The organism is Streptomyces sp. NPDC003042, assembly GCF_053591315.1.
This window is the reverse complement of the sequence record NZ_JBSFTP010000036.1, coordinates 57463-65946: the sequence shown is the minus strand read 5'-3', so window position 1 is coordinate 65946 and position 8484 is coordinate 57463. Positions and strand designations below refer to the sequence as shown.

At 72.5% G+C, this 8484-nt stretch carries 5 protein-coding genes; 4 read left to right on the top strand and 1 reads right to left on the bottom strand.

The genetic code is table 11. From position 1 onward, the window contains the following. Positions 1-852 precede the first annotated feature (852 nt). Positions 853-1977: a DUF5937 family protein gene (locus tag ACWDYJ_RS19290; protein WP_451566763.1), complete on the top strand. Its 1125-nt coding sequence runs from the start codon at positions 853-855 to the stop codon at positions 1975-1977. A gap of 155 nt (positions 1978-2132) precedes the next feature. After that, positions 2133-3686: a M28 family metallopeptidase gene (locus ACWDYJ_RS19285; RefSeq protein ID WP_451566762.1), complete on the top strand. Its 1554-nt coding sequence runs from the start codon at positions 2133-2135 to the stop codon at positions 3684-3686. A 99-nt stretch (positions 3687-3785) separates the two neighbouring features. Here the strand turns inward: ACWDYJ_RS19285 and ACWDYJ_RS19280 are convergent, their stop codons facing one another. Further along, positions 3786-4562 (bottom strand): hypothetical protein, encoded by a 777-nt coding sequence (locus ACWDYJ_RS19280; RefSeq protein ID WP_451566761.1) that lies wholly within the window; start codon positions 4560-4562, stop codon positions 3786-3788. Between the two features lie 329 nt (positions 4563-4891). Here ACWDYJ_RS19280 and ACWDYJ_RS19275 point away from each other — a divergent pair, with 329 nt between their 5' ends. Together ACWDYJ_RS19275 and ACWDYJ_RS19270 are read left to right on the top strand one after the other, a co-directional pair. After that, on the top strand, positions 4892-6094 hold the full coding sequence (locus tag ACWDYJ_RS19275) for a CapA family protein (protein ID WP_451566765.1): 1203 nt from the start codon (positions 4892-4894) through the stop codon (positions 6092-6094). 122 nt (positions 6095-6216) lie between these two features. Continuing rightward, complete coding sequence (locus ACWDYJ_RS19270; RefSeq protein WP_451566764.1) at positions 6217-8481, top strand: HAMP domain-containing protein; 2265 nt, start codon at positions 6217-6219, stop codon at positions 8479-8481. The last annotated feature ends 3 nt before the right edge of the window (positions 8482-8484 follow it).

Genomic DNA, 8484 nt, shown 5'->3' with positions numbered 1-8484 from the left:
GGGCGGCGTACTGGAGCGGGCCGGGCTAGATGTGCCCGAGGGCGCGCGTTCGGGGGCCTGGGCCGCCGGAGCGGGCGGAGCCCGGTGCCCGGCGGAGCCGGGTTTCCTGGGACTCCGCCCCAGACCCCGCGCCTCAAACGCCGGCGAGGCTGGAAGTGTGGCGGTGACATGGGATGTGACGGCAAGTAGAGGGGCTGGCCAGGCGGGGCCCGCGAAGCGAGGGGCCGGTTGGCCGGAGGCCAACAACGCAGAGGCCGGTTGGCCGGAGGCCAACAACGCAGAGGCCGGTTGGCCGGAGGCCAACAGCACGGCGGGCGGCAGGGCGCAGCCTGGCGAAGCCGAATGCACGCGGGCAGCCGGGCGCAGCCCGGCGAAGCCGAATGCACGCGGGCAGCCGGGCGCAGCCCGGCGAAGCCGAACGCACGCGGGCAGCCGGGCGCAGCCCGGCGGAGCCGAACGCACGCGGGCAGCCGGGCGCAGCCCGGCGAAGCCGAACGCACGCGGGCAGCCGGGCGCAGCCCGGCGAAGCCGAACGCACGCGGGCAGCCGGGCGCAGCCCGGCGAAGCCGAATGCACGGCGGGCAGCCGGGCGCAGCCCGGCGAAGCCGAATGCACGGCGGGCAGCCGGGCGCAGCCCGGCGAAGCCGAATGGACGCGGGCGGCCGGGCGGAGGCCGGAGGGGCCGAATGCACGGCGGGCAGCCGGGCGCAGCCCGGCGAAGCCGAATGCACGGCGGGCAGCCGGGCGGAGGCCGGCGGAGCCGAATGGACGCGGGCGGCCGGGCGGAGGCCGGAGGGGCCGGATGGGCGTGGTCGCGGCGGCAGTCGGGAGATGACCGGCCAGAATGGGGCGATGAGCGTCACCATCGACATCGCCGGCCTCCCCGCGGAGCGCATCGGTTTCGCGCCGGCCCCGCTCGCCGAACTCTGCATGGCCCTGCACGCGCTCTCGCAGCCCGCCCACCACCCCGGGCTCGACTCCTGGACGACCGCCACCACGGCCTCGCTCGACCCCTGCCTGGCGGACCGGCTCCTCGAAGCCGACTTCATGTGGCGCAGTTCCTTCTCCGACGTCTTCATGGCCTTCGCCGGGATCCCCGGCGGGACCGGTCGGCCCGGCGCGACCCTGGCCGAGGAGCTCGACGTACTCGACCGGCTGGACGACGAGAGGTTCGTGACGGCCGCTCTGGAGCACTGCCGGCTCGGGCTGTACAACGAGGGCGGCGGACCCTCCCCGCTGAAGGACCCGGCCGCGCGGGCCGTGGCGCTGGAGACGGCTGCCGCGCGCGGCCCCCGCCAACTGGCGTTCTCGATCCGGCTGCTGGACGACACCGCCGCCGTGCGCGTCTGGCTGCGCCGGCTGATGGAGGACTGCGACGAGGCCTTCTTCGCCGAGACGTGGCGGCGGATCGGGCCCCGCCAGAGCGCCGACGTCCGGCACAAGACGGAGGTGCTGCGCCGCAAGGGGCTGCCGGCGGCGCTGAAGGAGGTGTCGGCCGCGCTCAGTGTGGACGAGGCGCGGAGCGTGATCACCGCCGACAAGATGGTCAACGGGCAGGCCACCGCCGTCGACCCCCGGGTGGGGGCCGGGCTGGTCTTCGTACCGACGAACTTCGGCTGGCCGCACCTGCTCGTCCTGCACGCACCCGGCTGGCGTCCGGTGGTCCATTACCCGCTCGACCCGCCGGAACTGGCCTCCGCGCCCGGCTCGGTCGAGCTGCTCCAGCGCCGCATGGAGGCCCTGGCGCACCCCATGCGGATGCTGCTGTGCCGCAGCCTCGGCAGGGCCTCGTACACGACCGGCGAGCTGGCAGCCGTCCACGGGATATCCGCGCCGGAGGTCTCCCGGCACCTGGCGGTGCTCAGGAAGGCCGGATTGCTGCATACGCGCCGCCAAGGCCGCTATGTGCAACATCAGTTGGATCTGTCCGTAGTGGCTCGGATAGGCACCGATTTCATCGAGGGAATCCTGCGCTGACGCCCTGGACCCGTTCTGCGGGCGCAGTTTCACCGATATACGGATTTCACAAACCGGAAGCAGCAAAAACTCTGGTCAGAACCCCCGGTTGATGCCTAACGTGCGTCCACCACTCCCCACGCACCGTGCGTCGCACCTGCCGTGAAAGGACTTTCATGCCCTCTCGCCGTATAGCCGCAGCCACCGCCGCACTGGCGGCCGCGGCCCTCGTCTCCCCGCTGCTGCTGGCCGGGCCGGCCGGCGCCACGAGCCCGCAGAGTGACGCCGCCCGGGGTGACGCGCTGGCCAGGAAGCTGGTCAAGGACTCGACCGGGAAGGGGGCCTACAACCACCTGAAGGTGTTGCAGTCGATCGCCGACTACAACAACGGCAACCGGGTGGCCGGCTCCAAGGGCCACGTGCAGTCCGCCCAGTACATCGAGGCCGTGATGAAGGCGGCCGGTTACCAGGTCACGAAGAACGAGTTCGACTTCGTCTACGTCGAGGCGCTCGCCGAGAAGCTCCAGGTCAACGGTGCGGGCGGACGCGACATCCCGATCCACCTGATGACGTACACCGCCAGCGGCCCGGAGGGCGGCGTCACCGCGCAGGTGGCGGTCGCCCCGGTCGACGCGGACGGTACGCACGGCTGCGAGCCCGGCGACTTCGCCGCGGGCGCCTTCACCGGCAAGATCGCCCTGGTCAAGCGCGGCGGCTGCACCTTCGCCGCCAAGCAGGCGAACGCGGCGGCGGCCGGCGCGACCGGCGCGGTCATCTACAACAACACCGCCGGCGCCCTGAACGGCACCATGGGCGACCCGAACGCCGGCAAGATCCCGACCGGTGGTGTCACCCAGGCCGAGGGCGAGAAGCTCGCCGCCGAGGCGACGGCCGGCCCGGTGGAGGTCACCCTCGACATCCGGGAGCTGCGCGAGACCCGCAAGACGTACAACGTCATCGCGGAGACCAAGGGCGGCGACGAGAACAACACCGTCTTCCTCGGAGCCCACCTGGACTCGGTCGCGGCCGGTCCCGGCATCAACGACAACGGCTCCGGCTCGGCGGGCATCCTCCAGGTCGCGCAGCGCCTGGCGAGCCAGCAGTCGAAGGTCAAGAACAAGGTCAAGTTCGCCTGGTGGTCCGCCGAGGAGTACGGCCTGCTCGGCTCCGAGGCGTACGTCGCCTCGCTGAGCGACGCGCAGAAGAAGCAGATCAAGCTCTACCTGAACTTCGACATGATCGCCTCGCCGAACGCCGCGTACTTCGTCTACGACGGCGACGACTCGGACGCGACCGGCGCGGGCCCCGGCCCGGAGGGCTCGGCGCAGCTGGAGAAGGGGATCAACGACTTCCTCGACTCCAAGAACATCCCGCACGAGGGCACGGACTTCTCCGGCCGCTCCGACTACGGCCCGTTCATCGAGGTCGGCATCCCCTCGGGCGGTACGTTCACCGGCGCCGAGGGCATCAAGTCGGCGGAGCAGGCCGCGAAGTTCGGCGGCCAGGCGGGCGTCGCCTACGACGTGAACTACCACGCCAAGGGTGACGACATCAACAACATCGACCAGAAGGCGCTCGACATCAACGTCGACGTCATCGCGAACGCGGTCGGCCACTACGCCCACGACCTGGCCCCGCTCTCGCAGCCGGTCGTCTCGACGCCGACCACCCCGGGCACGGGCAGTGGCGGCGGCCTGCACGACGGCCACGGCCACGAGGTCACCGAGTAGGCACCACACATGAAGTGACGAGGGGCCGGCCTCCCCCATGGGGGTGCCGGCCCTTCGGCGTGCCCGGCGTGCCCGGCGTGCCCGGCGTGCCCGGCGTCGCTAGTCGCTCGCCCAGCCCGTGGTGACGTACGTGATCGCCTGGGCGGTGTCGTTCATCCGGCCGGAGGCGGTGCGGACGCTCCGGCTGAGTTCCACGTGCAGGAAGCGCGTGCTCCGCTCGGCGGCCAGCCGCCCCTGCTCGTTGGTCCGGCCCGCCAGCCGGCATGTGGCCGACCAGGCCCGGCACACCGTGGCGCCCTGCCCTTCGAGCTTCCCGGCGAGGCGTTCGGCGTCCTTCACCGCAAGCTTCCCGGCGCCCGTGGAGACGACGGCGTCGGTGTCGGGGACGGAGTCGTCGGCGAAGCCGTGCAGCTGGATGCCGGGCAGGCCGCGGCGGGTCAGTTCGGCGATCACGGCGTGGAAGACGGAGTCGGTGCGGTGGGCCATGTCGGCGGTGCCCGTCCCGGAACCGCCGTCGCCCGTGTCCTCGTCCTCGCCCTCACCCTCTTTGCCGCCCGCCGTACGGTGGGCCCCCGCCAGGACCAGGACGCCGCCCGGGGCCCCGCGCAGCACCTTGACCCCGAGCCGCTCGGTGTACTGGTCGGCGACCGGGTGCGGGACCTGCACGGACCAGCGCGGCGGCGCCCCGAGGTCGAGGTAGACGCGGCCCCAGCCCCGGTTGGCGGAGCCGGGGCGGGCGGCGGCGTCGCGGACCTCCGCGAAGCGGCGTCCGCTGGGCTGGTCGGTGAAGGTGTCGAGGGCGTAATCCACCTCGGCCAGCCGCGTACGCGCTTTGTCGCTGTTTCCCGCGAAAAGGGAAGAAACAGCCGCGACCACGGCCGCCCGCTCCTCGCGGCTGGGCGGACGATAACCACCCGTCTCGCCGAATGCGGAAGTGAAGCGGGTCACTCGCTGGTGCAGGTCGGGAGGGCGCGGGGAGGGCGAAGCACTGGATTGCGGAGGTTTTCCGGACGAATCGATGGAATCAGAGGAATCGGTGGTGACGCATGCCACCAAAGTCAAGATCGCGACCGCGATTGCGGCAACAATCGTTATGGATTTCGTGATTTTCAGACTCGTCACTGGCTGAAAATAGCGGGGTGAAGAACCGTTCCACCCCCTCGGCCCCCCTCCGCAACAAGCTCGCCGCACTCCTCGTCCTCCCGCTGAGCGTCCCGCTCGCGGCGTGCGGGCTCCTCGGCGACCCGGAGCGGGCTGCGGGATCAGGCGGCGGGGCGGCTTCGGACCCGCGCGGGGGCGGGGGCGGCACGGGTCGCTCGTTCAGCGTCGCCGCCGCGGGCGACATCCTCATCCACCCGCAGCTGACCGACCAGGCCGCGCGGGACGCCAAGGCGGCCGGGCGTTCCGGGTACGACTTCGACCGGATCATGGCGGGGATCAAGCCGGTCGTCAGCAAGGCCGATCTCGGGATCTGCCACATGGAGCCGGTCCTCGGCGAGCCGAACGGCCCCTTCCAGACCTACCCCGACTTCCTCGTCCCGCCGCAGATCGCCAAAGCGATCAAGAACGTCGGCTACGACACCTGCTCGACGGCCTCCAACCACACCCTCGACCACGGCCCGCAGGGCGTGTACCGCACCCTGGACACCCTGGACCGGGAGGGCCTGAAGCACACCGGCTCCGCCCGGAACCAGGAGGAGGCCGACCGGCCGCTGATCCTGGACGTCAAGGGCGTCAAGGTCGCCCAGATCTCCTTCGCCTTCGGCTTCAACGGGCGCCACGTCCCCAAGGACAAGCCCTGGCTGGCCAACCTCACGGACTTCAAGGACATCGCCGCGGCCGAGAAGAAGGCCCGCGCGGCCGGCGCCGAAGTGGTGATCCTCTCCATCCACTGGGGCCGCGAGCACCAGCCCAACCCCAGCAACCCCCAGCTCCAGCTGGCGCGCCGGATCGCCAAGGAGACCGGGATCAACCTGGTCGTCGGGCACCACGCGCACGTGGTCCAGCCGATGGAGAAGGTCGACGGCACCTGGGTCGCGTACGGGCTCGGCAACCAGCTCGCCCGCCACGACGTGCCCAGCGGTCTGACCGAGGAGGGCGCGATCGGCTGGTTCGACTTCGCCGAGAAGGACGGCGCCTGGGACGTCCGGGCCGGCTTCGTGCCCACCTTCACCGACATCCCGCCGGACCCCGAGAGCACCCCCGGCGCCGACCTGCCCGGCACGAGCACGCAGCCGGTACGCGACCACCGCCTGGTCGACGTCGCCGAGGCGCTCAGGAACGACAAGCAGCTCCTGCCGCAGCAGCGCGCCCGCTACCGGCTGGCCTTCGAGCGCACCCAGGGCACGATGCTCAACCGCGGCGGCGCCAAGGACGGGCTGCGGCCCGTGCAGGACCTGCCCGACTGACCCCCGGGTCTCCTGCGCCGACGCCCCGTTCACGACTTCCCTTTCCCCGTCCAGAAGAGGAGCCCCGCCCTGTGGCCGCTTCGCGCAACAAGGGGCGCCGCAAGGCCCGCCGCAGGGCCGACATGTCGCTGCTCGGTGGCATCAGACCGCCGATCACCGTGCTGTCGGTGCTGCTGCTCGCCCTGGCGGGATTCACCGCGCTGAGCCTCGGCAGCGTCCGCGAGGACAGGCTGCCCGCAGCCGTGCTCACCTCGCAGCAGCACTTCGCCGAGGACGGCGCGATCGCCCTGCGCGCCTCGCTCGACGAGAGCGTCACCGACCTCGGCCGGGCCGCCGCCCTGTTCTCCGCCGGGAAGCCCGTCGCTCCCGACGCCGTGCTCGACCGGATCGGCAGCGTCTACCAGAAGTGGCGCGGCACCGCGGTCGTCGAGATCGCGTCGGGCCGCCTGCTGGCCACCCGCGGCGAAAACCTCCCCCTCACGGCGATCGACCGCTCCCGGCTCTCCGGCGAGGGCGGCCTGGCCCCGCGCATGGTGAAACTGGCCAACGGCGAGACCCGCCTGCTGACCCTCTCCCTGCTGTCCTGGAAGGACCAGCCCCAGCAACTGCTGGTCGCCTCCAGCAGCCTGCGCTTCCCCGGCATCAGCCTCGGCAACTTCCGGGCCATCGCCGTCGTCGGCTCCGACGGCACGGTGCTCAGCGACGACGGCATCCCCGAGCCCGAGATGGTCCTCACCGACCTCCAGCGGGCGGACGTCAAACGCGACATCAAGCAGCTCCGCGCCTTCGCCAAGACGGCCGCCGAGCGGGCCGGGGCCCATCCCCTGACCGTGAAGGAGCCCGGCTCCGGCGGCTTCCTCGGAGTCAGCGGCAGCCTCACGGGAGGCGAGTGGGGCGGTGAACGCGCCGCCGCGGGCTACGCCCGTCTCGCCGGACCCGAACCGGGCGTCGGCACCAGCGCCACGAGCCTGGAGCTGACCGTCGTCGCCATGGTCAACGTCGCGCAGAACCCCGCCCGCACCTCCGACGCCTTCGCCGGGCTGGTCCTGGCCGGCGCCCTGCTCCTGGTCGGCGCCCTGGTCGTCGCGCTGCTGGTCACCACCGTGCAGCGCCCGCTGATCACCCTGTTCCTGGAGAGCCGGCGGCTCACCCGCGGCGACCTGACCCGGCCGGTGTCCGTCCCCCGCGGGGGCGAGGCGGCCCGCATCGCCACCGCGCTGGAACGGCTGCGCGGGCAGCTGCTCGGCGAGGACGCCACCGGCGCCGCCGGGGACACCCGCCCCTCCCCCCGCAAGCGGCGCCGCCTGGGCGCCCGTACGCTCCTCGCCCTGTGCGCGGTCCTGCTGCTGGCGTGGTGCGTGCCGCTGGGCCTGCTCGTCAACCGGGCCGGCGACGAGGTCGTCGTACCGCAGCAGCTGGTCAACGACCAGCGCGAGCGCACCGACACCCTCAACGACCGCATCCGGCGCGCCCTCAACGAGGGCCACGCCGACCTGCTGTCCGTGGCCTCGCTGATGGGCGGGGACACGACCCCGCAGCACATGGGCACCGTCCTGGAGCGCACGGCACAGGAGCACCTGCGCTACGAGTCCCTCTACGTGCTCGACGGCTCCGGCAAGGTCCTCGCCCAGGCGGGCGGCCAGCCGCGGGCCACCGGCGGCAAGGGTCCCCGTAAGGAGCCGATCGCGCTGTACGACGGCGCCAACGAGCCGGTCGTCGTCGCGACGGCCGAGATCCCGGGCCGCGGCGGGGCGGCGATCGTCGGCGAGTTCCGCATCGACTTCCTCAACTCCCTGCTCAAGCGGCCCGGCCTGGGCGAGATCCGGGTGGTCGACGCCCGGCACCGGGTCATCGCCTCCAACAGCGGCTACCGCGCCTTCGAGAAGCTCGACGACGAGCGGATCGACGCCCTCGTGGCGGGCTCCGCCCTCAAGGTCGGCATGTCGCCGCGGCCGGGCAGCATCCTCTACCGCGGCGGCGGCGACCACGTCATCGCGGCCGCGGCGCCCTTCGTGGGCGGCGGCGCCGCCAAGCCGTTGGACTGGATCGTGGTCAGCTGGCAGTCCGCCAAGGGCCTGGCCATCCACGAGTACAGCCTGCAGAACCGCACCGTCCTCGCCGGCCTGCTCGGCCTCGCGGTCGGCGCGGCCTGCCTGGGCTGGCTGCGGATCGTCGTCGTCGGCCCGCTGCGCGAACTGGCGCGGCGCGCCGAGGCGCTCGCGGACGGCGACCGGCGCACGGTGCTGTACCCGCGCCACCACGACGAGGTGGGCGCCGTGACCCGCAGCCTGGAGATCATCCGGCAGCAGCTCCCACAGCGTCAGCAGCACAAGCAGCGCAAGCAGGCCGGCGGGCAGCAGCCTTCCGCTCCGGCCGGAAGGAACTGAACC

Coding starts and splice junctions, on each gene's coding strand:
- ACWDYJ_RS19290 (WP_451566763.1), top strand. CDS start 853: ATGAGCGTCACCATCGACATCGCCGGCCTCCCCGCGGAGCGCATCGGT.
- ACWDYJ_RS19285 (WP_451566762.1), top strand. CDS start 2,133: ATGCCCTCTCGCCGTATAGCCGCAGCCACCGCCGCACTGGCGGCCGCG.
- ACWDYJ_RS19270 (WP_451566764.1), top strand. CDS start 6,217: ATGTCGCTGCTCGGTGGCATCAGACCGCCGATCACCGTGCTGTCGGTG.